Source organism: Janthinobacterium sp. GW456P (genome assembly GCF_002127655.1).
In the GTDB taxonomy this organism is placed as follows: Bacteria; Pseudomonadota; Gammaproteobacteria; order Burkholderiales; family Burkholderiaceae_D; genus Janthinobacterium.
Map to the genome: position 1 here is coordinate 60,614 of NZ_NEHB01000027.1, position 23,553 is coordinate 84,166.

24 protein-coding genes are annotated in these 23,553 nt (G+C 63.9%); 9 read left to right on the forward strand and 15 right to left on the reverse strand.

What is annotated here, in order from left to right:
• The first annotated feature begins 302 nt into the window (after positions 1-302).
• Genes CBW66_RS21665 through CBW66_RS21675 form a run of 3 tightly spaced genes read left to right on the forward strand, consistent with a single transcriptional unit; the run spans position 303 to position 1,895 of the window.
• Positions 303-812, forward strand: a complete 510-nt coding sequence (locus CBW66_RS21665) for a ProQ/FINO family protein (protein WP_070224995.1) — start codon at positions 303-305, stop codon at positions 810-812.
• 9 nt (positions 813-821) lie between these two features.
• Positions 822-1,457, forward strand: a complete 636-nt coding sequence (locus tag CBW66_RS21670) for a 3'-5' exonuclease (protein ID WP_086139421.1) — start codon at positions 822-824, stop codon at positions 1,455-1,457.
• 21 nt (positions 1,458-1,478) lie between these two features.
• Complete coding sequence (locus tag CBW66_RS21675; protein ID WP_086139420.1) at positions 1,479-1,895, forward strand: SMI1/KNR4 family protein; 417 nt, start codon at positions 1,479-1,481, stop codon at positions 1,893-1,895.
• Between the two features lie 21 nt (positions 1,896-1,916).
• On the opposite strand, the gene CBW66_RS21680 is transcribed toward CBW66_RS21675, so the two are convergent.
• Both CBW66_RS21680 and CBW66_RS21685 read right to left on the reverse strand, forming a co-directional pair.
• Entirely contained in the window at positions 1,917-2,264 is a 348-nt protein-coding gene (locus CBW66_RS21680) for a DUF4870 domain-containing protein (RefSeq protein WP_070291296.1), read from the reverse strand.
• Positions 2,265-2,353: 89 nt separating this feature from the next.
• Entirely contained in the window at positions 2,354-3,775 is a 1,422-nt protein-coding gene (locus CBW66_RS21685; RefSeq protein WP_086139419.1) for a PLP-dependent aminotransferase family protein, read from the reverse strand.
• Between the two features lie 148 nt (positions 3,776-3,923).
• Here CBW66_RS21685 and CBW66_RS21690 point away from each other — a divergent pair, with 148 nt between their 5' ends.
• Together CBW66_RS21690 and CBW66_RS21695 are read left to right on the forward strand one after the other, a co-directional pair.
• Complete coding sequence (locus tag CBW66_RS21690) at positions 3,924-4,652, forward strand: c-type cytochrome (RefSeq protein WP_086139418.1); 729 nt, start codon at positions 3,924-3,926, stop codon at positions 4,650-4,652.
• Complete coding sequence (locus tag CBW66_RS21695) at positions 4,649-5,923, forward strand: cytochrome c (RefSeq protein ID WP_086139417.1); 1,275 nt, start codon at positions 4,649-4,651, stop codon at positions 5,921-5,923. Before CBW66_RS21690 ends, CBW66_RS21695 begins: the two co-directional genes overlap by 4 nt.
• A gap of 68 nt (positions 5,924-5,991) precedes the next feature.
• Here the strand turns inward: CBW66_RS21695 and CBW66_RS21700 are convergent, their stop codons facing one another.
• Positions 5,992-6,627 (reverse strand): SAM-dependent methyltransferase, encoded by a 636-nt coding sequence (locus tag CBW66_RS21700; protein ID WP_086139470.1) that lies wholly within the window; start codon positions 6,625-6,627, stop codon positions 5,992-5,994.
• Between the two features lie 186 nt (positions 6,628-6,813).
• On the opposite strand from CBW66_RS21700, the gene CBW66_RS21705 reads away from it, so the two are divergent.
• Positions 6,814-7,599, forward strand: a complete 786-nt coding sequence (locus CBW66_RS21705) for a head GIN domain-containing protein (RefSeq protein WP_086139416.1) — start codon at positions 6,814-6,816, stop codon at positions 7,597-7,599.
• Positions 7,600-7,659: 60 nt separating this feature from the next.
• Here the strand turns inward: CBW66_RS21705 and CBW66_RS21710 are convergent, their stop codons facing one another.
• Both CBW66_RS21710 and purU read right to left on the reverse strand, forming a co-directional pair.
• On the reverse strand, positions 7,660-8,202 hold the full coding sequence (locus CBW66_RS21710; RefSeq protein WP_086139415.1) for a YaeQ family protein: 543 nt from the start codon (positions 8,200-8,202) through the stop codon (positions 7,660-7,662).
• A gap of 39 nt (positions 8,203-8,241) precedes the next feature.
• On the reverse strand, positions 8,242-9,123 hold the full coding sequence (purU, locus tag CBW66_RS21715) for a formyltetrahydrofolate deformylase (RefSeq protein WP_086139414.1): 882 nt from the start codon (positions 9,121-9,123) through the stop codon (positions 8,242-8,244).
• 345 nt (positions 9,124-9,468) lie between these two features.
• On the opposite strand from purU, the gene CBW66_RS21720 reads away from it, so the two are divergent.
• The 3 genes from CBW66_RS21720 to CBW66_RS21730 all read left to right on the forward strand — a co-directional run bounded on the left by CBW66_RS21720 (position 9,469) and on the right by CBW66_RS21730 (position 11,105).
• A complete protein-coding gene (locus CBW66_RS21720; protein WP_086139413.1) occupies positions 9,469-9,981 on the forward strand; it encodes a phasin family protein in 513 nt (170 codons plus the stop codon).
• Between the two features lie 48 nt (positions 9,982-10,029).
• A complete protein-coding gene (locus CBW66_RS21725; RefSeq protein ID WP_070224979.1) occupies positions 10,030-10,413 on the forward strand; it encodes a KGG domain-containing protein in 384 nt (127 codons plus the stop codon).
• A gap of 179 nt (positions 10,414-10,592) precedes the next feature.
• The gene (locus CBW66_RS21730) at positions 10,593-11,105 is read left to right on the forward strand and encodes a YgjP-like metallopeptidase domain-containing protein (RefSeq protein WP_086139412.1); all 513 of its coding nucleotides are present in this window, start codon (positions 10,593-10,595) and stop codon (positions 11,103-11,105) included.
• Between the two features lie 161 nt (positions 11,106-11,266).
• Here the strand turns inward: CBW66_RS21730 and CBW66_RS21735 are convergent, their stop codons facing one another.
• The 10 genes from CBW66_RS21735 to CBW66_RS21780 form a co-directional block, all read right to left on the reverse strand.
• Positions 11,267-11,863, reverse strand: coding sequence for a PEP-CTERM sorting domain-containing protein (locus tag CBW66_RS21735; RefSeq protein WP_086139411.1), 597 nt, complete (start codon positions 11,861-11,863; stop codon positions 11,267-11,269).
• Positions 11,864-12,212: 349 nt separating this feature from the next.
• Positions 12,213-12,758, reverse strand: coding sequence for a TIGR00730 family Rossman fold protein (locus CBW66_RS21740; protein ID WP_086139469.1), 546 nt, complete (start codon positions 12,756-12,758; stop codon positions 12,213-12,215).
• Between the two features lie 11 nt (positions 12,759-12,769).
• Entirely contained in the window at positions 12,770-13,543 is a 774-nt protein-coding gene (locus CBW66_RS21745; protein ID WP_086139410.1) for a hypothetical protein, read from the reverse strand.
• Positions 13,544-13,584: 41 nt separating this feature from the next.
• Positions 13,585-14,256: a TetR/AcrR family transcriptional regulator gene (locus CBW66_RS21750; RefSeq protein WP_034758777.1), complete on the reverse strand. Its 672-nt coding sequence runs from the start codon at positions 14,254-14,256 to the stop codon at positions 13,585-13,587.
• Positions 14,257-14,394: 138 nt separating this feature from the next.
• Positions 14,395-15,036 carry a phasin family protein gene (locus CBW66_RS21755; RefSeq protein ID WP_086139409.1) on the reverse strand — a complete coding sequence of 214 codons (642 nt, stop codon included), beginning with the start codon at positions 15,034-15,036 and terminating at the stop codon, positions 14,395-14,397.
• Positions 15,037-15,188: 152 nt separating this feature from the next.
• Entirely contained in the window at positions 15,189-18,827 is a 3,639-nt protein-coding gene (locus CBW66_RS21760; RefSeq protein WP_086139408.1) for an EAL domain-containing protein, read from the reverse strand.
• Between the two features lie 301 nt (positions 18,828-19,128).
• Positions 19,129-20,085, reverse strand: coding sequence for a triacylglycerol lipase (locus CBW66_RS21765; protein WP_086139407.1), 957 nt, complete (start codon positions 20,083-20,085; stop codon positions 19,129-19,131).
• A complete protein-coding gene (locus CBW66_RS21770; protein ID WP_086139406.1) occupies positions 20,082-21,734 on the reverse strand; it encodes a GMC family oxidoreductase in 1,653 nt (550 codons plus the stop codon). Before CBW66_RS21770 ends, CBW66_RS21765 begins: the two co-directional genes overlap by 4 nt.
• A gap of 7 nt (positions 21,735-21,741) precedes the next feature.
• Positions 21,742-22,269 (reverse strand): hypothetical protein, encoded by a 528-nt coding sequence (locus CBW66_RS21775; protein WP_086139405.1) that lies wholly within the window; start codon positions 22,267-22,269, stop codon positions 21,742-21,744.
• A 72-nt stretch (positions 22,270-22,341) separates the two neighbouring features.
• Positions 22,342-23,547, reverse strand: a complete 1,206-nt coding sequence (locus tag CBW66_RS21780) for an MFS transporter (protein ID WP_230492150.1) — start codon at positions 23,545-23,547, stop codon at positions 22,342-22,344.
• Between the last annotated feature and the right edge of the window lie 6 nt (positions 23,548-23,553).

Consider the following 23,553-nt stretch of genomic DNA (forward strand, 5'->3'; position numbering starts at 1 on the left):
CACAGCGGAGAGCAAGATTATGCACGAAGGCCAGTTATCCGGATAATTGATAAGCAAAATATCTGATATCAAAAATATCAATAATGATGGCCCTGCACCGCACTGCTCCTATCCCCTGCACACCTGAGCCAGACCATCAAAAACGGGGCCCAGTCATCAGCGCAAGCCGACATTATACACATTTCCCGTATTTCGCGCTGTGTCCGCTGTAGGGCGGACCCGCTTGTCGCAGCGCAAGTTGCCAAAAAAGACAATGCACTTGCCTGTGGCGCGTGCTATGCTCCCCTTTTATAGCCCAACCAATGATGTCGATGACCAGCTCCACGCCAGACCAGCAAGCCACCACTCCTGACACGCCAGTCGATGCAGCCCCAGCGGCGGCACCGGCCGCAGCGACCACGCCGGCGCCGGCCGGCCTGACCGCGCGCGCCCTGCTGAAACAGTTCCAGGAGCAATTCCCGCCATTCCGCGATTGCCTGCCCTTGTCGATCGGTATCGACAAGCAGATCCTGGCGCGCCTGCCGGACCTGGACCGCAAGCTGATGCGCACGGCGCTGGGCATCCACACGGGTTCGTTGCGCTACCTGCGCGTGATGGAAAAAGCCAAAATCCGCTACGACCTCGACGGCACCGCCGGCGCGGAAGTGACGCAAACGCACCGCGACCACGCCACGCAGGTCTTGCAGCAGCGCTTCAAGAAGGAAGCCGAGCGCAAGAAAGCCGAGCGCGACGCGGCCGCCGCCGAAGAAGCGAACCGCTTGCGCCTGGAAAAACTGAATCAGCTGACCGCGAAATTCTCGCGCAAAGGCTGATCCGGTTTCATGGACACAGCTGCCGTACCGCCACTCCCCCCGTATCAAGGCATCGCCCTCGACCACGTCAAGCTGGTACGTACCGGCGATGATGCACGGGCGGCCATGGCCGCCCTGCTGGCAGCGGACGCCATCGGCTTCGATACGGAATCGAAGCCGACGTTCGTCAAGGGCGAGTCCTCCACCGGACCGCATTTGATTCAGCTGGCCACCGACGATATCGCCTACCTGTTCCAGGTGGGCAGCACGCCGGCGCCGGCCCTGGCCGAACTGAAAGCCATCCTCGAATCGACCACCACCCTGAAAGTGGGTTTTGGCCTGTCCGACGACGTCAAGCGCCTGCGCAACAAGCTCGGCATCGCGCCGGCCCAGGTGCTCGACCTGTCCGTCGCCCTGCGCGGCGGCCAGCGCAACGACCTGGGCGCGAAGACGGCCGTGGCCAAGTTCTTCGGCCTGCACCTGCAGAAATCGAAAAAGATCTCCACCACCAACTGGGCCACGACGCGCCTGACGGAAAAGCAGATCCTGTACGCGGCCGACGATGCGCAAGTGGCCCTGCGCGTGTACCGCCGCTGGATCGCCGACGGCGGCAAGGTGGCGCCGCAAAAAGCGCCGCGCGCCAGCACGCCGCCGGCAGCAGCCTGAGCCGGCGCGCCTTCCCGCACCATGAGCAAAAAAACATCCATCGGCACCACGCCTGATGCGATCGCCGCCGCCGAACAAGCGCTGGGGCGTGCGCTGCCCGCGTCCTACGTGCAATGGTTATTGGTCAACAATGGCCGCGCGCTGGGCGCCTTGAGCGTGTTCCCCGTCTACGACGCGGCCAATGCGCGCAAGACGTGGGAATCAATAGAACGCCATTACCGCACCGACTGGCAAGAGTGGCTCGAGAATGTGGATGGCGGCGATGCCCTGCTGCCCTTCGCCCAGTTCGGCACGGGCGATTACTATTGTTTTGACTATGCGCAAACAGGGCCATCGGGCGAGCCTGTGGTCGTGCTGTGGTCGCACGAAACAGGGGCTGCCAGCATGGTGGCGCCCGACTTTGCATCATTCCTGATACTGCCCGGCCGCCCGGGCTGACACCCGGCGGCCGGCGCAGCCTTATTTGACGAGACGCAAGGTCAGGGGATAGCGGTAAGTGACGCCATTGCTGGCCTTGACGGCAGCGACGATCGAGCACACCAGATTGGCCAGCGCCACGATCCAGAACAGGAACAGGCCGATCAGCACGAACGACAGGATAAAGCAGGCGAAATACCAGATGATCAGGGTGATCTGGAAATTGAGCGCCTCGCGGGCGTTCTCGGCCGAGAATTTATCCGCATCGTCTTTCTTGATCAAATAAATGATCAGCGGCGCCACCCAGCTGGTGAACAGGCCGCCAACGTGGGACAGAATGGCCAGCGTCGTATCTTGCGTACGACCCAGCTCCGGCTGCGTGTTATCCATTATCATTCCCATCATTAGTTATAGATACTTCAATATAACAGCAATATTTCCTTTTGGAATGAAACACTTGCCGGCGCAAGGACTTTTTTTCATGCGCCGCCTGCCGCCATCTGCGCCAGCCGCCCCAGGGTGGCGATGGCCTCTTCCAGCCGCGGATTCCACGGGTGGCCATAATTGAGGCGGATGCAGTGGCGAAACGCGCGCGTGGCGGAAAAGATGGGGCCGGGCGCGATGCTGATGCCGGCCGCCAGCGCGCTGCGGTGCAGGGCCAGCGCATCGATGCCCGCCGGCATTTCAACCCAGACGAAATAGCCGCCCTGCGGCCGCGTGACCCGCGTGCCGGGCGGAAAATGCACGGCGATCGCTTGCAGCATGGTGTTTTGCTGCGCCGCCAGGGTCAAGCGCAACTGGCGCAAATGGCGGTCGTAGCCGCCCTGCGCCAGGTAATCGGCCAGCGCCATCTGCAGCGGGATGGGCGCCGACAGGCTCGTCGTCAGTTTCAAGCGCTCGACCTGGCGCGCATAGCGGCCCGCCACGGCCCAGCCCAGCCGGAAACCGGGCGCCAGGGTCTTGGAAAACGAGCTGCAATGCATGACGAGGCCCGCGCTGTCGTGGCTTTTCGTCAGACCCGGACGCTGCTTGCCGAAATACAGCTCGCCATACACGTCATCCTCGATCAGCGGCACGCCATGGCGCGCCAGCAGTTCGACCAGCGCGCGCTTCTTTTCCGGCGGCATCAGGCTGCCCAGCGGATTCTGAAAACTCGTCATCAGCCAGCACGCCTTGGGCCGGTGGCGTTGCAGCAATTCCTCAAGCGCGGCCAGGTCGACGCCGTCACGGGGGCTGGTGGCGATTTCCACGGCCTTCAGTTCCAGCCGCTGCAGCGCCTGCAGGCAGGCATAGAAGCTGGGCGACTCGATCAGCACCGTGTCGCCGGGCCGCGTGACCGCTTGCAGGCACAGGTTCAGCGCTTCCAGCGCGCCGTTCGTGATGACGATGTCGTCGCTGGACACGGGCACGCCATCGAGCTGGTAGCGCAGGGCGATCTGGCGTCGCAGCTCGGCATTGCCCAAGGATAAATCGGTGACGGTGCTCCACGGATCGAGGCGGCGCATGCTGGCCGAGACGGCCCGCGCCAGCCGCTCCATCGGGAACAGATGCGGGCTGGGAAAGGCCGAGCCGAAGGGCACGATATCGCGCGCGCCGACGGCGCCCAGCACCTCGAACACGAGGTCGCTGACGTCGACGGTGGTGCTGGCGTCGAGCGGGCGCGAACTGTCCGGCTCGGGCGCCAGCGCGGCCCGCTGCGGCGCCACGTAATAGCCGGAGCGGGGGCGCGAGACGATCATGCCGCGCGCTTCGAGCAGGTAATACGCCTGGAACACGGTGGACGGACTCACGCCGCGCCGCGCATGCTGCTGCCGCACGGAGGGTAACTTGTCGCCCGGCAGCAACAACTGCGTACTGATCATGGCGGCGACTTCTTCCGCCAATTCCTCATATCGTTTCAACCCTGCTCCTCAAACTGATCCGTAGTTTTATTGCACAACTGATCCTGTCACAGTGACAGCACCCGGTATATGCTAGGGTAACAACATCCGGGCAGCAACACCGGTACACGATAACAACAGACGAGACAGCTTCCCCATGCAACTCCCCATGCTACTGCATTCTCCCCGCGTGCTGGTGCTGGCCCTGGCTATCGCCTGGCCCGGCATGGCGCTGGCCGCGCCCGCCGCGCTGCCAACTGGCCACGACAGCCTGGAACAGCGCATCAAGGCGTGCACGGCCTGCCATGCGCCAAAAGAACGCCACGACGCCTTTTTTCCCCGCATCGCCGGCAAGCCTTCAGGCTACCTGTACAACCAGCTGCTGAACTTTCGCGAGGGACGGCGCCAGTATCCGATGATGAACTACATGGTCGAGCACTTGCCGGACGCTTACCTGCGCGAAATTGCCGATTATTTTGCGGCACAGCACCCTGCCCCGCCGCCGGCCCAGCCCAGCGGCGCCGGTACGATGGCCCTGGAACGCGGCAAGCAACTGGTGCTGCATGGCGACGCGAGTAAGAAGATTCCCGCCTGCATCGCCTGCCACGGCCAGCAGCTGGCCGGCGTGGCGCCCGCCATCCCCGGCTTGCTGGGCTTGCCGCGCGACTACATCAACGCCCAGCTGGGCGCGTGGAAGAACGGCATCCGCCGCGCCCACGCGCCCGACTGCATGGCACAAGTGGCGCAGCGCCTGTCGGACGCGGACGTGGGCGCCGTGTCGGCCTGGCTGGGCACGCAGGTGGCCGGCGCCGACGCGCGCCCCGCCAGCGGCATCACCGCGCCCTTGCCGCTGCACTGCGGCGGCGTGCCGGGCTCAACCGCACAGGTGGCGCCATGAAAAAATGGATGATCACAGCCGGCCTCGTGCTGATCGCCGGCGGCAGCGCCAAGTTCCTGCTGTGGCCCGATGACGACATCGGCCCGCCCCCGGCCGCCAGTACCCTGAGCCAGCAACAGCTGGTGGCACGCGGCGCCTACCTGGCCAAGGCGGGCGACTGCATGGCGTGCCACACGACACGGGGCGGCGTGCCCTACGCGGGCGGACGGGCCTTGCAAACGCCGTTCGGCAAGGTGCTCTCGCCCAACATCACGGCCGACAGGGAAACGGGCATCGGCAGCTGGACGGCCGACGATTTCTGGCGCGCCATCCACAACGGCAAGTCGAAGGACGGCCGCCTGCTGTATCCGGCCTTTCCGTACACCAATTACACCAAGGTACAGCGCGAAGACAGCGACGCCCTGTACGCGTATTTCCAGAGCGTGCCGCCGCACCGGCAGGCGAACGCGCCGCATGCGCTGCGCTTTCCCTACAACCAGCAGATCGCCCTGGCGGCCTGGCGCGCGCTGTACTTCAAGCCGGGCGTGTACCAGCCGCTCACGGAAAAAAGCATGGAATGGAACCGCGGCGCCTATCTGGTGCAGGGCCTGGGCCATTGCAGCGCCTGCCATAGCAGCCGCACCACCCTGGGCGGCAGCGACGACGGCCTGTCGGGCGGCCTGATCCCCGTGCTGGGCTGGTACGCGCCGTCGCTGACGTCGGACGCGGAAGCGGGCCTGGGCGACTGGGACACGGCGCATATCGTGGAATTGCTGCAGACGGGCGTCTCGCCGCGCGCCACCGTCTTCGGCCCCATGGCCGAAGTGGTGCGGCAAAGCCTGCAGCACATGGGTACGGCCGACGTGCAGGCGATGGCCGTGTACCTGAAAAGCCTGCCCGGCCCGGCGCAGCCCGCGCAACGGGCGCCGCGCGAGACGTCGGAGCAAGCCCGGCAGCAACTGGCGCTGGGGGCGAAACTGTATGAGGCCCAATGCGCAAGCTGCCACCAGGCTGACGGCAAGGGCATACCGCCCGGCTACCCGCCGCTGGCCGGCAACCGCGCGCTGACGACGCAGTCGGCCGTGAACGCCATCCGCCTCGTGCTGAACGGCGGCTTCGCGCCCGGCACGAACGGCAACCCGCGCCCCTACGGCATGCCGCCGTTCGGCCCCGTCATGGATGATGCGGAAGTGGCGGCCGTGGTCACGTATCTGCGGGCCTCGTGGGGCAATGATGCGCCGGCGGTGAGCGCTCTAGAAGTCAATAAATACCGCAGCGTGCCGCTGGAGTAGCGCGCCTGAAAATAAAAACCCCGTAAAAAACCGGCAAGCGCCGGTTTTTTTACGTCAAACAGCCATGCTCAGCGAAACTTGCTCTTGTGACCCGTTTTGAGGTCCAGCGCATAGCGCACACCATTGTCCGTCAGCATGACTTCTTCGGGCGGTTCCTCGCCGGCCAGGGCGCCGTCGATCAGGGGCAGGCCTTCGCCCTTGCGCATCAGGTCGTCGCAGCGCTCGTACACGTTCACGCAGCCGGTGGACGCCATCAGCGATTGCACGATGGCCACTTTCCACGCGTCGACGCCGCCGGCGTTGAATTCGCAGATCAGATAGCCTTGCACGCCGCCAAACAGTTGCACGACCAGGCCCGGCAAGCCCTCATCTTCGCCCTTGATCAGGGTCAGCAGCTGGTTTTCGCCGGCCTTCTTGATGGCTGGAAGTTTTTTCTCGATGGCGGCCTTGACCCTGCGCTTGATCAGCGCGTGGTCGACCGGTTCGTCTTCCTTGAAGCTCCAGATGCGCGCGCGGATCTGCGACTTCGAATTGTAGGCGGCGCGGGCGATAAATTGTTTCGAAGAACTCTGCACGATGGCCGTCGAGCCGGGCTTCATTTTTTCCTGCGGCTTGCCTTCGACTTTTTCAATCGCGGACGCGTAAATCCACGATTGGCCCAGCAAGCTCTTTTCCTTGCCCTGTTTGATGGTGATGATCAGCATGTAATTCCAGTAGTGTGAGCGGCGCGTGCCGGTCGTCGTATGTCCCACCGACATGATACCTCATGCCATCCTGTCGCATCCTCCTGCATTCCATGCCGCTGCCGGCGCAGTCTGTCGCAGGGCGGTACGCAGGCGCGGCCGGCTGGCATACCATGCTCGCAGTCCAATTCAACACAGGGAGCAAGCATGACACCGACACTTTTCCACCGCCGCCACGCTGGCGCCGCAACCGCCCTGCTGCTGGCCACCTGCGCGCTGGCCATGCCGGCCGCGCCGGCGCTGGCCTCGCCGCTGGACTGGATCTCGGGCAACAGCATCCAGGGCAGCGGCAAGCTGCAAAAACAGACGCGCGAAGTCGGCAGTTTCCATGGCGTGGCGCTGAACGTGCCGGGCACCGTCGAACTGCGTATCGGCAACACGGACAGCGTCACCATCGAAGCCGACGACAATATCCTGCCGCTGATCGAGACAGCCGTGGAAAACGGCACCCTGCGCATCCGCCCCGCCAAGCGCAACGCGAATTTCCGCCAGAGCCGCCTGACCATCGTCATCCAGGCGCGCCAGGTGGAACGCGTCAGCGTGGGCGGCTCGGGCAACATCACGGCAACGGGCTTGCGGGCCGAGAATCTGCGCTTCGACGTGGGCGGTTCCGGCTCCATCAACGCGCGCGAGCTCGACAGCCGCCAGGTGTCCGTGGCCATCGGCGGCAGCGGCAACTTCAAGGCCAGCGGCAAGACGGAGCAGCTGACGGCGTCGATCGGCGGCTCGGGCAATATCCAGGCGGGCCGCCTGGCTGCGCGCGAGGTCCAGGTGAGCATCGGCGGCTCGGGCGAAGCACAAGTGTGGGCCAAGGATGACTTGACTATCAGCATCGGCGGTTCGGGCGAAGTCAGCTACTACGGCGATCCGCGCATCAGCCGCAGCATGCAGCGCTCAAGCAGCATCAGGCGCCTGGGCGCCGCGCCGGATTAATCCTTCACAACGCAAAAAGCCCGGAGCGCTCCGGGCTTTTTGTGTTTCAAACAGTCAAAATCAGCGCGCCGGCTTCACCGGTTCGCGGTCGATCAGCACCGTGTCGACGCTGTCGGTCAGCCAGATCTGGCCATCCTGGATCGTGCATTGCAGCTGCATCGTGCGCTGCGCCAGCTTGCTCATGTCTTGCGCCGCCTCGGATGGCAGGTTGATCACGGTCAGGTTCTTAGCCCGCTCCAGCTTGTTGGCGATCTGTTTCCACCAGATATGGCTGGTTGCGCCATAGCTGTAGACGATCACCTGTTCCGAACGGCCGCAGGCCTTCAGGATGCGCTTTTCGTCCGGCTGGCCCACTTCGATCCACAGCTGGATGGCGCCCGTCAGATCCTTCTGCCACAGGTCGGGCTCTTCCGTATCGAACAGGCCCTTGGTGAACGTCAGCGCCTCGTCCGCGTGGATGGCAAACGCCAGCAGGCGCACCATCATGCGCTCGTCCGTTTCGGACGGGTGGCGCGCCAGGGTCAGCGCATGATCCTGGTAGTAATTGCGGTCCATGTCGGCGATCTGCAGATCGGCTTTGAAAATTGTTGCTTTGAGGGCCATCGTGTTTCTGTCTCGGTAAAGTAAATAGTGAAGTCGGTATCAGCGGAAAACCACGGTCTTGTCGCCATTTTTCAAAATGCGATGCTCCACGAACCATTTCACGGCGCGCGCCAGCACCACGCACTCGACGTCGCGGCCGATGGCCGTCAGGGTTTCCGCATCCATCGCATGGTCGACGCGCTCGACGTCCTGCTCGATGATCGGGCCTTCGTCCAGGTCGCCCGTGACGAAATGGGCCGTAGCGCCGATCAGCTTGACGCCGCGGTGATGCGCCTGCGCATACGGCTTGGCGCCCTTGAAGCTGGGCAGGAAGGAGTGGTGGATATTGATGGCGCGGCCGTCGAGCGCCTGGCACAGGCCGGGCGACAGGATTTGCATGTAGCGCGCCAGTACCACCAGGTCAATCTTGTGCGACTCCATCAGCTCGATGATCTTCGCTTCCTGCGCCAGCTTGGCCGCTTCCGGCACACCGGCCGCCAATGGCAAGTGGTGGAAGGGAATATTGTAGCTGGCCGCCAGCTGGTAGAACTCCATGTGGTTCGACACGATGGCGGGAATTTCCACGTTCAGCAAGCCGCTCTTGTAGCGGAACAGCAAATCGTTCAGGCAATGGCCGATCTTCGACACCATCAGCATGACGCGCGGCTTGACGCGCGCATCGTGCAATTGGCCATGAAAGGGCCCATTGAGCTGCATGACTTGCGACAGGTCGGCGAAGTCGCTGCGCAACTGGGCGTCGCTGACGGCGCCGTCTTCCAGCGCGAAATGCACGCGCATGAAGAACAGCTGGGATTCCTGGTCGCCGAACTGGGCGGAATCGAGGATGTTGCAGCCGTGATCGGCCAGGAAGCCGGACACGCGGTGCACGATGCCGCGCTGGTCCAGGCAGGACAGGGTCAGGATGTATTCGGGATGCGTCATGGTCGCGGAATAAGGCAAAAAATGTGGGCTATGCTCGGCTCAGCCACGCGCGCCGGCCATCGGCTGCGCTGCCGCGAGCCGGCTATTGTCGCACGGCCGGGCCGGTAAGCCCGCATTTTCCACACAAACAGCATGGCTGCCAGCAGCAGCGAGCTAACTGGCGTTCATTTGATCTAACACAAAGGCATCGCGTTTTTGCGCCTGCCAGGTCCCATTCTCGCGCCAAACCGCTCACTGGCGTGGAACCTGGCACGCCATCCGGCGTCTATCTCTTTGCTTGTTTCACCATACGCCGCATCCGGTGCGCCGGATGTTTTCTGGATCAGCTTTTCATTGAGGTAGAACATGTTCACAAACAGTATTTTCCCCAGTCTCAGCCCGGCTCTGAAATCCCATCTCGAGGCCCAATGCAATTTCGCCACGGAACTATCGCGCAAGATGTTCGATACAGCGCAGCAATTGAGCGAGCTGCATCTGCGGCTGGCGCAAGACTTGCTGCAGGAGTGGAGCAACGCCAGCCAGCAACTGCTGGGCGCGCGCGACACGGGCGAGTTCATGTCGCTGGCCGCCGGCCAGTTGCAGCCGAGCAGCAACAAGCTGCACCAATACCAGCAGCAGCTCGGCAATCTCGTCGCCAACGCCAATGTCGAGATGAACCGCACGGCAGAGAACCACCTGCCCGAAACGAGCCGCACGGCCGTGGCCTTCGCTGACGAAGTGGTGCGCAAGACGGCCGAAGAAACGGAAAAAGCCACGCAGCGTCAGCGTGAAATGATCGAAAAAATGCACGCCACGGGCCACCGCGACGGCGCGGGCCGCAGCCACGATAACAGCAGGCAATCCGATCAGGCGCATTGAGCGCCTGCACAGACCACTTGACCCCCACTCGACAGCAAGGAGAGCGACATGGCTAGCAATCAAGGTAATGAACAGGGCAAAGGCACTGGCAGCAGCCAGAAAGCCAGCGAATCGGGCAGCGCCAAAGGCACGAGCAAGCGCGGTTTCGCCGCCATGAATGAGGAACAGCAACGCGAAATTGCCAGCAAGGGCGGCCAGGCAGCCCATCAAAAAGGCACGGCGCATGAATTCGACTCGGAAGAAGCACGCCGTGCCGGGCAGAAAGGCGGTGAAGCCGTCAGCCGCAACCGCGAACACATGGCGGAAATCGGCAGGAAAGGCGGAGAAAGCCGGCAATCGGCCCAGCGCGCCAATGAAAACCGCAGCAGCACCGCGGGGCGCAGCGGCGGCACCGGGCGCCAGGGCGGCAAGGACGAAGACGACAAGGGCTGACCGGGCGCAGGACTTGCCGGGCTAAGCGAGCGGCTTAGCCCGGCAACGCACGCCTTGGCGCGGGAAGGCACGGGGCGGCCCTGGCGACTCCGTGCAAGGGCTGGCGCAGCGCCGGGCGCGGCGGTATGGTACATTCTCGCCTTACCGACATCTCCGCGCCACGTCCCGCCCTTCCCCGCATGCAGCCATCCCTGAAATACCTGAGCGCCTATTCCGAACAAACGCAAGCGCAAGTGCAGCAACTGATCGCGCAAGACAAGTTGGGCGAAGTGTTATTAAAACGCTACCCGAACGCACACGATGTGCGCAACGACAAATCGCTGTACCAATATGTGCAGAACTTGAAGAATGAATTCCTGCGCAATGCCGAGCCCATCAACAAAGTGGCGTTCGACAGCAAGATCCATGTGATCCAGCATGCGCTGGGCTTGCATACCTCGATCTCGCGCGTGCAGGGCGGCAAGCTCAAGGCCAAACATGAAATCCGCGTGGCTACCATGTTCAAGGAAGTACCGCTGGAATTCCTGCGCATGATCGCTGTGCACGAACTGGCGCACGTCAAGGAAAAGCAGCACGACAAGGCCTTCTACAAGCTGTGCACATATATGGAACCGCAGTACCACCAGTACGAATTCGATGTGCGCCTGTACCTGACCCAGCTCGACCTGTCAGGCCAGCGCCTGTGGTCATGAACTGCCGGTCATGACGGTGTGCATATGAAGTCCACGTGAAAATGCCGCGCGGCATACACTGGGCGGCATTGTTCGAGTGCGCTGGCTAGTCAGCATGGCCGCCCGGTAAAATGGGCGGCTTTTTTACAGGCGCGCCGGCATGGCCGGCACCCTATTCAGGTTCAGGCGGCGTTCTTACGGCGAAGCATGAAGCCCAGCAGGCCTAAACCACCCAGCAGCATGCCGTAGGTGGCCGGTTCCGGCACGGCGCTCACGCTGGCGGAGATATTGTCGACCTGGAAGGTATGCAAGGCGCCTTCCTTCCACGTTGCCGACAAGAGATTGTTGAAACCCGTAAACGTGTAATCGGCGAAGGTGTGGCCGCCACCGAGGGTGAAGGTCTGGCTCACCGTGCCGCCGCCCACCTGGTGGCCGACGAATGTCACATCAAAGGAACCGGGCAAGCTCACGAAGTCGGCCAGGCTGATCGAGCTCAGCGAGAAGGCGGCGCCATCGGCACGGCTCAGGGTGGTCGTCGACAGGGGCGTCGCACCGAGGCCGGCCGAGCCGGCATAGGCAAAGCTATCCTGGTGTGCCGAGCTCAGCAGCCCGAGGAAGCTGCTGTCGAAGTTGTAGCCGCCTTCGGAGTAGGAATTGAACACGGAAGCAAAGTAGCCCGGTTGTTCCAGCGGATCGAAGCCGATGGTGGTGGTTTGTGCGTGGGCGCCGCCAGCGCTGGCCAGAATGGCGGCGACAGCGGTCGCTCGCAAGAGGGTCATAGGTTTCAAAATGGCATCCTTTCGAGATGATGAAGTAGCGTGGTTGTGGCAACTTGAAATGGACCGGCACCTTTTTTGGGGAGTCTGTACAACGCTCGTCGGTGTCCGATATTCCTAACATTTGAACCCTGCCAGTAGACCACAGCCATGCTTAAAAAGCATCTTCATTTTCAAAAAAACATGCTACCACTGCAATTTTATGGCCATATTTTTATTAATTAAGTCATCAGGCCCGATCAATTTTCCCATGCGGAAATAAAAAAGCCATGCAGTGCGTACTGCATGGCCCTTGCAAGCGACAGGGAAAATAGTTGCCTGGCCGCATACGCACCGCCAGGCGAAAACGGCATTACGGCGCGCAATCCTTCAGGCGCTGCACCAGCGCTTCAGGATCGGCGTCGGCATTGAGGAACGCCGCGTGCTGCGGGCGGATGAAACCCTGCTCCTTGCCGTTTTGCACGAAAGCAATTAAGCCATCATAGAAACGGTCGACATTGAGCAGGCCGATGGGCTTGGCATGCAAACCCAGCTGGGCCCATGTGAGCATCTCGAACAGTTCTTCCAGCGTGCCATAGCCGCCGGGCATGGCGATGAAGGCATCGGACAGGCTGGCCATCATCGCCTTGCGCTCATGCATGTCCTTCACGATGAACTGGCGCGTCAAGCCCATGTGGCCCACTTCGCGTTCCACCAGCTGCGTGGGAATCACGCCCGTTACCTCGCCGCCCAGGCGCAGCACTTCATCGGCGATCACGCCCATCAGGCCCACTTTTCCGCCGCCATACACAAGCGAAATATTTTCCGCCACCAGCACGCGCGCCAGTTCGCGCGCCGCCACGGCATAGTCCGGCGAGACGCCCGCGTTGGCGCCGCAATACACACATAAAGCCTTGATCACAGTAGTCCTTATTCTTTCAATTCATCGATCGCCGCCTCGACTTCGAGGCGTTCCTTGGCGTCCAGTGCCACGCACTCGGCCGCCTTTTCATACAGGGCCAGCGCTTCCGCCAGCTTTTTCTTTCCATCGAGCATATTCAATGCGCGCGCATATTCGCTGTGCGCCAGCGCCGAATATGGCGTCAAGGCCAGCGCCGTCTTGAAGTGCTGGTAGCCGTCCTCCTTGTTGGCGCCATAGGTCAGCCCCCCTATCATGGCGCCGACCTTGTCGATAATTTCCGTATGATAAATCCCAAACGCGATATGCGCTTCCGCATGCATGGGCGCGATCGTCATCGTGCGGTCCAGACTGTTGCGCACACGCGCCCCCATGCCTTGCGCCAGGGCCTTGACGACGGARGTGCCGAGCGCGTAGCGGCCCAGGCTGTAGGCATGCCAGTAGTAGCCGGCCGGATTGTCCGGCTGCTCGCTCTGCTGGCGCTCGCAGCGCTCGGCCACTTCCTCGTACATGTCGAGTTTCTGGCTGTCGTGCACTTCCAGGTGCGTGGCATAGATGCAAGTGGCCTTGTGCGCCACCGCATAACCGGGCACGCCGACGGCCAGGCCCAGCTTCACGGCGCGCTCGAAGTCGCCCGCATGGAAGGCCAGCCAGGCTTGCACCAGCGCAGGGTGGGTGGGAAATGGTTCCACATCGCCCGCATGCAGGCGCGACCAGGCCGCTTCCAGGGTTTGCGGGGTGTAGACATATGCTTCGTCCCGATAAGGAAATTGTTTCCAAGCCATATATCTCTCCTGTAAATGACGACGCGGCGCCAGCAGCCGCGTCAATCGTTCTTGAGTTTGGTCACATACTCTTCCGACAGCTTGCGAAACAGCAAATGCGTTTCGTTGCGCAAATAGGGGCCGATCAGGGACAGCACCTGATAGCAGCCGCGCGCCAGCGCATCGGACATCGATTGCTGCTCGCTGTACTTGCGCGGGTTGCGCACGTACTCGTACGACAGCCAGTAGGTGGCGACGACCACCATATTCGTCGCCATGGCGGCCACTTCCATGTCCGACGCCTCGAGCGACTGTTCGCTGCGTAAATCTTCGCACAGCTGCGTGGCCACCTTGATCTTGTGCGCCAGGATCAGTTTGAAGTGCAATTCCAGCTTGCGGTTGCGCGACAACAAATCGTTGAGGTCGCGATAGAAAAAGCGGTAGCGCCAGATCAGTTCGAACATCAGGTGCAGGTACAGCCAGACATCCTCGATATTCGAGCGGCGCCCGTCGGGCACGGTCAGGATGCGTTCGATTTCCGCCTCGAACTGGACGAAGATCGAGTTGACGATGTCATCCTTGTTACGGAAGTGGTAATACAGGTTTCCCGGCGAAATGTTCATCTCTTCCGCAATCACGGTCGTCGTGATATTCGGCTCACCAAACTCATTGAACAGGCGCAGCGACAACTCCAGGATGCGTTCGCGGGTACGGCGTGGTGCTTTTTGTAGCATGGCGGGCAATCTCTCTGTGTTCTGCCTCAAGCATACCACCTAAGATAGCCGTAATGAAACACTCCGCCCCACGGCAGAGGACTAAGCCCGGGCAAAAAAAAAGCCTGCGCGAGCAGGCCGGAGGAATGCGGCGCCAGCTCAGGCGGCCGGCGCTTTTTTCTTCGCCGCCGGTCTCGCGGCGGGCTTGGTCGCGGACTTGACGGCAGGTTTTGCCGCGGACCTGGCGGCAGGCTTGGCCGGGGTCTTGGCGGCGGCCGCTTTCGTCGCGGCTTTCGGCGCAGTCTTCGGTACGGCTTTCGTCGCGGCTTTCGGCGCAGTCTTCGGTACGGCTTTCGGCGCCGCCTTCACGGCGGGCCTGGCCACCGCCTTCGGCCTGGGCGCCGGCGCGGCCTTGGCCGACAGCGCCGCCACTTGCCGACTCAAGGCATCGATCTGCGCGTGCAGCGCGGCAATGTCCTGCTGCGTGGGCACGCCGATGGTGGCCAGCGCGCGCGCCACGCGCTCCTCAAACACCTGTTCCAGCTTGTCCCAGGAACCGCTGGCCTGCTTGCCCACGCCATCGGCCAGCTTGCTGACGCTGCCGCTGACGTCGGCCACCTTGTCTTCGGCGCGCTTCTGGAATTCCGTGCCTTCCTTGACCAGCTTGGAAAATACGCGTCCGCCCTCTTCCTGTGCCTTGGCGAAGGCGCCCAGGCCCGCTTGCCAGATCTGCTGCGCGGACGAGCGCACGGCGCTCGCCAATTCCGTGTCTTCCGCCAGTTCCTTCAATTTCTTTACCATCGCCAGCTCCCGTCATGTGAAAGGCCATGCCACTACATGGATGTTTTTATTCTAGAGAGCAAAACTAGAGACGGGAGTCTAATTCGATAGCGAGCTGCGCCCCAAGGTGCGCCAGCGCACGCGGCGGCCGGTCGCTTGCGCGCGGCAAGCGCCTAGGCCGCCGCTTTCACCGGGCCATGCAGCAGCTTGTGCAGGCGGAAGCCTTCGCGGATATTCTCGCGCAGCACGGCGCCTTTCCACGGCTTGGTATAGAAGCGGTCGACGGCGCCGCGGTTGATGGCCGCCATGATGGGCGTCAGGTCGGCAAAGGCGGACAGCATGATGCGGAAGGTGTCGGGGCACAGGTGCTTGACCCGCTCCATGAATTCGGTGCCGCTCATGAGCGGCATGCACTGGTCGCACAGGATCACCTGCACCTTGTGGCGCGCCAGGATGTCAAAGCCCTCGGCGGCCGTCTGCGCCGTCAGGATGCGGTAGCCGTCCTGCGCCAGGAAGTCGCTGAGCACGTCGAGCATGAAGACATCGTCGTCGACGATCAGCAAGGTTTGCTGCTCTTCGCTGCCAGCATCCTCGGGCGCCTGCAGCTGCTTGCCTTTCATCAACATCTGTTCGAATTCATCCTGCGGCACGGGGCGGCTGAAATAATAGCCCTGCATCTCGTCGCAGCCGTGGCGCCGCAAATAGGCCAGCTGCGCATCGTTTTCCACGCCTTCGGCGATCACGTCCAGCTTCATGCTGTGCGCCATGCTGATGATGGCCAGCACGATGGCCGCGTCGTCCGGATTGCTCGTCACTTCGCGCACGAAGGCGATGTCGATCTTCAGCTTGTCGATGGGGAAGCGCTTCAGGTAGGCCAGGCTGGAATAGCCGGTGCCGAAGTCATCGATCGATATCTGGATGCCCAGCGCCTTCAGGTTGCGCAACACGGAGATGGTTTCCTCGGCATTCGACATCAGCGAGCTTTCCGTCAGCTCCAGTTCCAGCAGGTCGGGCGCGATATCGTGCTTGCGGATGGCCTTGAGCACCTCCTCTTCCAGGCCGCCGACGAAGAACTGGATGCCCGACACGTTCACCGACAGGTGCACGGGGCCGATGCTGCTGGCGCCCCACTCGCTGATCTTCTTGCACGCCTCGTCGAGCACCCAGTTACCAACGCGCACGATGAGGCCCGTTTCTTCCAGCAAGGGGATGAACAGGGCCGGCGAGACCATGCCGTGGCCCGGACGGCGCCAGCGTATCAGCGCTTCGGCGCCGCTGATGCGCCCCGAGATGATATTCACTTTGGGCTGGAAGAACAGCACGAATTCCTCGTTGTCGATGGCGCGTCGCAAGGCATTTTCCATGTCCAGCCGCGCCATCGATTGCGCATTCATTTCCGCCGTGAAGAAGCGGAAGGCGTCGCGCCCCGCTTCCTTGGCGCGGTACATGGCCGTGTCGGCGTATTGAATCAGGGTGTCCGCGTCGAGCGCATCCTCGGGGAACACGGAAATGCCGATGCTGACCGTCACCGTCACCTCATGGCCCTGCAAATCGAAGGGCTTGCGCATCGCCTCGCGGATCTTGTCGACCACGCCCACGGCATGCTGGGCGCCTTCGGGCAGCAGCAGGATAGTGGCAAATTCATCGCCGCCGAAGCGGCCGATGGTGTCGCGCACGCGCAGGCAATCGACGAGGCGGCTGGAAAACTGCCGCAGCAGGTCGTCGCCGATGGTATGACCCAAGGTATCGTTGATATTCTTGAAGCGGTCGATATCCATGAACAGCACGGCAACGGCCCACTGGTGTTCGGCCGCCTGGGACAGCGAATGGGTCAGCGAAGCATAAAACTGGCTGCGGTTCGGCAAGCCCGTCAAGGTATCGAAATGGGCCAGCTTCATCAGACGCTGCTCGGCATCCTTGCGCTCGGTGATGTCGCGCGCCACGGCCACCAGGATCCAGCTCTGCCCCGAGCGCAGGGTGCGCCGCTGCACTTCCACCGACAGCGGCGAGCCGTCCTTGCGCTGCAGCTGCAACTCCGTCATCGGGCCGCCCTGGTCGCCAGCCAGCAGCTTGTTGTACAGCTCTTCGAGCTGGGATTCTCCCTCGTGCGCGCGGCCCGGCCCCACGCGCAGGAAATCCTCGCGCTCGAAACCGAGCATGCGGCAAGCGGTCTGGTTGACGTCGACGAAGCACATGCCGGCGCGGTCGACGAGGAAAATCGCGTCGGCCGTGGCATCCATCGCCAGGCGGAAGCGGCGCAGGTCTTCATCGAGGCGGATGCGCGCCGCCATGTCCAGGGTCAGCTGCTCGTGATGGCGCTTGATCTCGTCGTACAGCAGCAGGTTGTCGTAGGCGACGGCGATCTGCGCCGCCACCGTCGCGGCGACCCGCTCGTCGACTTCGGAAAATTCATTCGCCCCCAGCTTGTCGACCAGATACAGCCAGCCGTGGCTGCGTTCGCGCGAAGCGATGGCCACGCCCAGGAAGGAATGCACGGGCGGGTGCGTGTCGGGCAAGCCCAGCGCGCCGGGATCGCCCTTCAAGCCATTGACCCGGTAGGGCTGGCGCTGTTCCAGCAAGCGGTTCAAAATGCCCGTGCGCGGCGCGCTGGCGATGCGCTCGAGGTTTTTCTCGGCGCCGCACGAGGAAAAATAGCTGAGCTTTTCGGCGCCCTCTTCCAGCACGCCGATGCAGGCGTACTTGGAGACGCAGATATTCTGCGCCACCTTGCAGCCCGCCTCGATCAGGGCGCGCGGATCGCGTTCGGCGCCCAGCTCGATGCCCAGTTCGATCAGGGCCGTCAGGCGCAGGCTCACCGCCTGCAGGCTCGACAGCGAACGCGACAAGCGCTCTGTCATGACGCCCAGGTCTTCGGGAAGCGCGGCCTGGCCCTCGCGCTGGCTGGCCAGCTGCGAAATCTGCTGGCTGCTCGATTCGAGTTCGTCGAGGTAGCCGCTGACCTGGTGCTCGATGCCGGCCAGCTTGCCCGTGGCGGGAGGCGCGGCACTGCCGCCGGCGCCCGGCGCGGCCGGCACCTGGGCCGCCGGCGGCATCAGTCCCAGCGCCTCGTTGACGGTGCGTACGATGACTTCCGGGTCGGATGGTTTCGGCAGCACCCAGCGCACGCCGCAGGCCTGCGCCAGCAGGATCGCTTCCTGCTCGCGGTAGGTGGCCGTATAAAAGATGATGGGCACGTCGGCCAGCGCAGGATCGGCATGCACGCGCGTGACGAATTCGTAGCCGTCCATGTTCGGCATGAGGATGTCCGAGACGATCAGGTCCGGCCGCTCGGTGCGCAGTATTTCCAGCGCATCGGCGCCATTGGCCGCCTCCAGCAGGCGGTGGCCGCCGTAGCCCAGCAGCGCGGTGAGGAACTCGCGGTTCAGCACATGATCATCGACGATCAGGATGGTGGCTATGTCGTTTTTAACTGGCGTCGACGGCGCCCCGGGTAAAAAAGACTCCAGCTCCGCGACGAACAGGTCGGGCTCGATGGGCTTGCCGATGTAGCCATTGAAACCCGCTTCGAGCAGGCGTTCGCGGTCGCCCACCATGGCCAGCGCCGTCACGGCCAGGGCAGGAATCTTGCGCAGCAGCGGGTCTTTTTTCAGTTCCGCCACCACGCCATAGCCATCGAGCTTGGGCAAATGCACGTCGCAAATGATCAGGTCGGGCAATTCGCTGCGCGCCATGCGCACGCCCTCTTCACCATCATAGGCGGCCAGCGGCGTGTACCCGAAGGCACGCAGCAAGTACACCATCAATTCCATATTGGTGGCGTTATCTTCGATAATCAGTATACGTGCGGACAATTAGCGCCCCCAATAAAAACTGCATGGACTCATTTTCTGCCTGCGTTCAACTTTCCGCTTGCGCGGCCACATAACAATCCTACAACATCTTGCCATATATCCAGAGAAATAGGTGGCCGTCGTAAGGCTGCGGAACGGGGCAAGCGGCCTCAAGAACAAACTTCCACCGCCTGTCTTCCGACGTTAGCTTAATACAGTACGCCAGTGGAAAACAGCATTATCTGGCCCTTGCGTTGTTAAACAGGGGCAACAGCAGAGTCAAAAGAGACAGTCTTGCCATGCAGACAAAACACAACAGGACTCAGGCGAAATGGGGGGCCGAAGGGGGCTGAGTGACTTCGTTCTTGATAGTGATTTCTGCCAGCAGCCGGCGCAGCAGGCGCGCGTCGCTGGCCAGCGCCACGTGGCCGATGCCGCCGAAGGCGATATTGCGTGCGCCGGGCAGCCACGCGGACGCTTGCGGCGCGACGATATTGTCGTGATGCGAATACATCGACGTGATCAGCGCACGCGTTGCCGGCGCCTCGCTGGCGGCCAGCTGCGCCAGCCAGCCGCTGGGCGTATCGTCGATGCGGCTCATCTGCCGCGCATTCGTCCCCGCCGCCAGGTTGGCCAGCGCCGTGCCGTGATGCGGCGTGCCGATGGTGACGATGCGCGCCACGCGGGCCGCGCCGTACTGGCGCAGCCAGGCGCGCGCCACCAGGCCGCCCATGCTGTGGGCAACGATGATGACGCGATCGCTGCCCGTGCGTGCGCACAGCGCGCCGATCGCTTGCTCCACCTGCGGCACGAAGTCCTCGATGTCGGCGCCTATCGGTTCCAGGTCGATGCCCTCGTGCGCGATGCCGGCCCGCGCCAGCTGCCGGCTCAGCTGTGCCCAGTAGCCGCGGTTGCACACATAGCCGTGGATCAGCAGCACCGGCAGACCCTGGCCAGTAATGTTGTCGGCCGCATGCAGGCGCGGACGCAGCATGCCCCATGACGAGGTCCACAGGGTGGCGCGCAGCTCGCCGAAAAACAGGCGCGCGGCACCCCCGGCACCCAACTGATGTTCCGTCGGCACGGGGCTGCCGGCACGCCGGCTTTCCCAGAAATTGCGCGCCACGATCAACGCCCGCACAGCCAGCAGCATGGCGGCCGCCAGCAGCAGGGCCATGGCGGGCGAAGCGACGCCCCACGCCTGCATGGCCAGGTACGCCAGGCCCAGCACGGCCAGTACTTGCAGCAGCATCAGCCACTTGAGGATGCGCGCGATCATGCCGTCGTCGCAGCAGAAACGGGAACGGGGGCGGGAACGGGGGCGAGCTTACCGGTCAACTCCCGCGCCAGGCCGCTGGCCAGGCGCGCGGCCAGCGCATAGATCGTCAATTGCGGGTTGGCGCCTATCGACGTGGGGAACAGCGAGCCGTCGTGCACGGACAGATTGCGCACGCCGTGGTAGCGGCCGTCGGCGCCCGTCACGCCCAGGCGCGCATCGTCGGACATGGCGCAGCCGCCCATCACGTGGGCCGATACCACGCGCGTCAGCAGCGCCTTCATCGGCAAATCGCCGATGGCCCGCTTCGCCTGCGTCCAGCTCGTGTAGTGGCTGGCCAGTTCATGCACGGGATACACGCTCTTGGCGCCGGCGGCGAACTGGATTTCCGCCATCGACAGCAGCGCGCGCCGCACGCCATCCCAGATGAAAGGCGTGAGCGGATAGTCGAGCACGGGCGCGCCGAAGCTGTCGATGGACACGCTGCCGCCCGCCGCATCATGGTGAAAGCCGTCGCGCAGCAAGGCCAGCAAGGCATGCGCATGGGGAAATTCGCGCATGGTGCGCGCATGCTCGTCGCCGAAACCGCCCATGGTGGTGGCCATCAGCAGCGGGTGCAAAGGCGGCGCTTCGAGCTTGTAGCCGATGGGGCCGTCGATCGGTGCCACGTGCAGGAAATGGTCGGAATAAATCGTCTGCGGCGCACCCGCATAGGCGTCGACGCGCTGCGTGAACAGGCCAGCCGACACCACGGTCGGATGCAAAAAGGTGCGCCGGCCCAGCAAGCCGTGCGGATCGGGCGCCTGCGAGCGCAGCAGCAGCGCCGGCGAATTGATGGCGCCGCCGGCCAGCACAAAGTGTTTGGCGCGCAAGGTGAGGCGCACGCCCGTCGGCGCCTGCCCGGCGGCGTCCAGCGCCGTCACCTGCAGGCTGTCGACGCGCTCGCCCTTGAAGATGAAACGTTCGGCGCGCGCATGCACGAGCAGGCCCGCGCCCAGCGCCAGCGCCGACGGAATCGTCGTCACCAGCATCGATTGCTTGGCATTCGTCGGGCAGCCCATGCCGCAATAACCGAGGTTCCAGCAGCCGTTCACGTTGCGCCGGATGGCGGCCGTGGGTATGCCCAGCGCCGCGGCGCCACGGCGCAATAAATCGTTGTTTTCATTGGGCGGCGCGGCCCAGTCGCTCACGTGCAGGCGTTGCTCCATCATGGCGAACCACGGCGCCATGGTGTCCACCGAATAGCCGGACAAGCCAAAGTGCCGGCGCCAGTATTCGAGGGTGCCGGGCGGCGTGCGAAAACTCGAGGTCCAGTTGACGGTGGTCGAGCCGCCCACCGTGCGCCCCTGCAAAATGTTGATGGCCTTGTCGCGCGTCTTGCGCGCCGCCGATTCCTGGTACAGCGCGGGATAGGCGTCCGCTTCGCGCATCTTGAAGTCTTGCGAGGACTTCAAGCCGCCCTCTTCGACGATCAGCACCTTCAGGCCGGCCAGCGCGAGTATTTCCGCCGTCACGCCGCCGCCGGCGCCGCTGCCGATGACGACGACGTCCGCCTCGAAGCTGCGGTCGGCGCCCAGGGTACTGGCGTCGGTGACGTGCCAGCCTGCCGCAATGCCGGCGGCGATGGGATCAGGAATGGGGGATGTGCTCATGGTGGCCTTATGCGCTCAGTTCGGGCAGCGGTCCCGGATAACCGATGGCGGCCCAGTGGGCGGCATCGGCATACCAGGCGCCGAGGATCAGGTCGTGCAGGGCCAGGTAGGCCGTCTGCAGGGTGGCCAGGCGGTGCGTGCGCCACGCCTGCAAAAAGGCGGCCACCTGGGCCGGATCGGCTTCGGACCAGCCACCTGTGACACCGGCGACAAAGCGCCGCGCGGGCGCCAGCGCCAGCAAGCCGAACAGATCCTGCACTTCCTGCTGCGCCGCCAGCGGCAAGCCATGGATGGCCGTGTCCACGCCGGCGATGGCGCCATCGAGCATCGCGGCGCGCGCGGGAGCTTCCTGCGGCAGCGCGCTGCCCAGCATGGCCGGCACGATGGCCGCCAGCGCCGCGCGCGCTTCGCCGTTGAGCACGAAACGGCCAGGAGGCGCCGGTCCGCGCACCAGGCGGTAGGCGGCGCCGCCGGCCGCCAGCGCGCAGGCGCCAAGCACGCCCAGTTTCAAAAACGATCTGCGTCGCATTCCCATGTCTCCCCTTGTTTTGTACCGCCTTTTGCAGGCCAGTGTACGCCAAAGGCAGTGCGCTTCCGCGCGCAAAAACTAGAGCGAGCCGTCTAGTTCGCGCGACTGTAACCACAGGATCAGCATGGCCAGCAGCGCCGCCAGCGCGCCGCCGATGGCGATGCCGGGCAAGCCAAACGCGACGATAAGCACACCGCCCAGCGCGCCGCCAGCGGCCGTACCGGCATTGAAGGCGGCGATATTCAGGCCCGCCGCCACGGCGTCGCTGCCTGGACAATGTCGTTGCGCCAGGCGTAGCAGCCGCATGGTCGACAGGGTAACGAGGGCAAAGAACAGCAAGCCCAGGGTGCCGCACAGGGCCAGCATGGCAAACGGATGCGTGCGCAGCGCATAAAATCCCAGCAGGTTGAGCGCCAGCGCGGCCAGGGCCAGCACGGTGGCGCGCAGGGGGTCGGGGCGGTCGGCACACCAGCCGCCCAGCAGGTTGCCGCCGATGGCGCACGCGCCAAAGCACAGCATGGCGGCGCTGAGCCAGCCCGCATCGAGCCCGCCCAGCTGCAGCAGGAAAGGCGAGACATACGTGAAAAAGCTGAAGGTGGCCACGCTGACGAGCGCCGCCACGCCGGCCGCCAGCAGCAGGGGCGGCTGCAGGATGGCGCGCAGGCTGGCCAGCGCCGATGCGGCGGCAAACTGACCGCGCGCGGCCGGCATGGCAAAGCGCAGGCCGGCGCCGCCGCACAGTGCCAGCACGCCGATGGCGGCGAACACCCAGCGCCACGACGAGACGGCGCCCAGCCACGTCCCCAGCGGCACGCCGCCGGCCAGCGCCAGGGTCAGGCCCAGCCAGACGATGGACAGCGCCCGTCCCGCGCGGGACGGGTCGACCAGGCTGGTGGCCGCATGCGAGGCCACCGCCATGAACACGCCATGCGCGAGGCCGACGGCAAAACGCACCCCCAGCAGCGCGCCCAGCGCCGGCGCGGCCGCCATGGCCATGCTGCCGGCCGCCAGCACGAGCATGGTGGCCAACAGCACCTGGCGCACGGGCCGGCGCGCCAGCATGGCCGTCAGGATGGGCGCGCCGATGGCCGCCCCCAGCGCGTACGCGGCGATGGCGCCGCCGGCCGCCGCCACGCTGGCGTGCAAGTCGCGCGCCATGGGGGTCAACAGGCCGGCGGCGATGAATTCAGACAAGCCGAAGGCAAAGCTGCACAGGGAGAGCAGGTAAATGGAGAGTGGCAGCGTGGCGGACGGCAGCACTGTGCGCGAGGACATGGTGGACATGGCGGT

Excerpts from the sequence above, each read along its gene's own strand:
- CBW66_RS21665 (WP_070224995.1), top strand. The coding sequence starts at position 303 with ATGATGTCGATGACCAGCTCCACGCCAGACCAGCAAGCCACCACTCCT.
- CBW66_RS21670 (WP_086139421.1), top strand. The coding sequence starts at position 822 with ATGGACACAGCTGCCGTACCGCCACTCCCCCCGTATCAAGGCATCGCC.
- CBW66_RS21675 (WP_086139420.1), top strand. The coding sequence starts at position 1,479 with ATGAGCAAAAAAACATCCATCGGCACCACGCCTGATGCGATCGCCGCC.
- CBW66_RS21680 (WP_070291296.1), bottom strand. The coding sequence starts at position 2,264 with ATGGATAACACGCAGCCGGAGCTGGGTCGTACGCAAGATACGACGCTG.
- CBW66_RS21690 (WP_086139418.1), top strand. The coding sequence starts at position 3,924 with ATGCTACTGCATTCTCCCCGCGTGCTGGTGCTGGCCCTGGCTATCGCC.
- CBW66_RS21695 (WP_086139417.1), top strand. The coding sequence starts at position 4,649 with ATGAAAAAATGGATGATCACAGCCGGCCTCGTGCTGATCGCCGGCGGC.
- CBW66_RS21700 (WP_086139470.1), bottom strand. The coding sequence starts at position 6,627 with ATGCTGATCATCACCATCAAACAGGGCAAGGAAAAGAGCTTGCTGGGC.
- CBW66_RS21705 (WP_086139416.1), top strand. The coding sequence starts at position 6,814 with ATGACACCGACACTTTTCCACCGCCGCCACGCTGGCGCCGCAACCGCC.
- CBW66_RS21710 (WP_086139415.1), bottom strand. The coding sequence starts at position 8,202 with ATGGCCCTCAAAGCAACAATTTTCAAAGCCGATCTGCAGATCGCCGAC.
- purU (WP_086139414.1), bottom strand. The coding sequence starts at position 9,123 with ATGACGCATCCCGAATACATCCTGACCCTGTCCTGCCTGGACCAGCGC.
- CBW66_RS21720 (WP_086139413.1), top strand. The coding sequence starts at position 9,469 with ATGTTCACAAACAGTATTTTCCCCAGTCTCAGCCCGGCTCTGAAATCC.
- CBW66_RS21725 (WP_070224979.1), top strand. The coding sequence starts at position 10,030 with ATGGCTAGCAATCAAGGTAATGAACAGGGCAAAGGCACTGGCAGCAGC.
- CBW66_RS21730 (WP_086139412.1), top strand. The coding sequence starts at position 10,593 with ATGCAGCCATCCCTGAAATACCTGAGCGCCTATTCCGAACAAACGCAA.
- CBW66_RS21735 (WP_086139411.1), bottom strand. The coding sequence starts at position 11,863 with ATGACCCTCTTGCGAGCGACCGCTGTCGCCGCCATTCTGGCCAGCGCT.
- CBW66_RS21750 (WP_034758777.1), bottom strand. The coding sequence starts at position 14,256 with ATGCTACAAAAAGCACCACGCCGTACCCGCGAACGCATCCTGGAGTTG.
- CBW66_RS21755 (WP_086139409.1), bottom strand. The coding sequence starts at position 15,036 with ATGGTAAAGAAATTGAAGGAACTGGCGGAAGACACGGAATTGGCGAGC.
- CBW66_RS21765 (WP_086139407.1), bottom strand. The coding sequence starts at position 20,085 with ATGATCGCGCGCATCCTCAAGTGGCTGATGCTGCTGCAAGTACTGGCC.
- CBW66_RS21770 (WP_086139406.1), bottom strand. The coding sequence starts at position 21,734 with ATGAGCACATCCCCCATTCCTGATCCCATCGCCGCCGGCATTGCGGCA.
- CBW66_RS21775 (WP_086139405.1), bottom strand. The coding sequence starts at position 22,269 with ATGGGAATGCGACGCAGATCGTTTTTGAAACTGGGCGTGCTTGGCGCC.
- CBW66_RS21780 (WP_230492150.1), bottom strand. The coding sequence starts at position 23,547 with ATGTCCACCATGTCCTCGCGCACAGTGCTGCCGTCCGCCACGCTGCCA.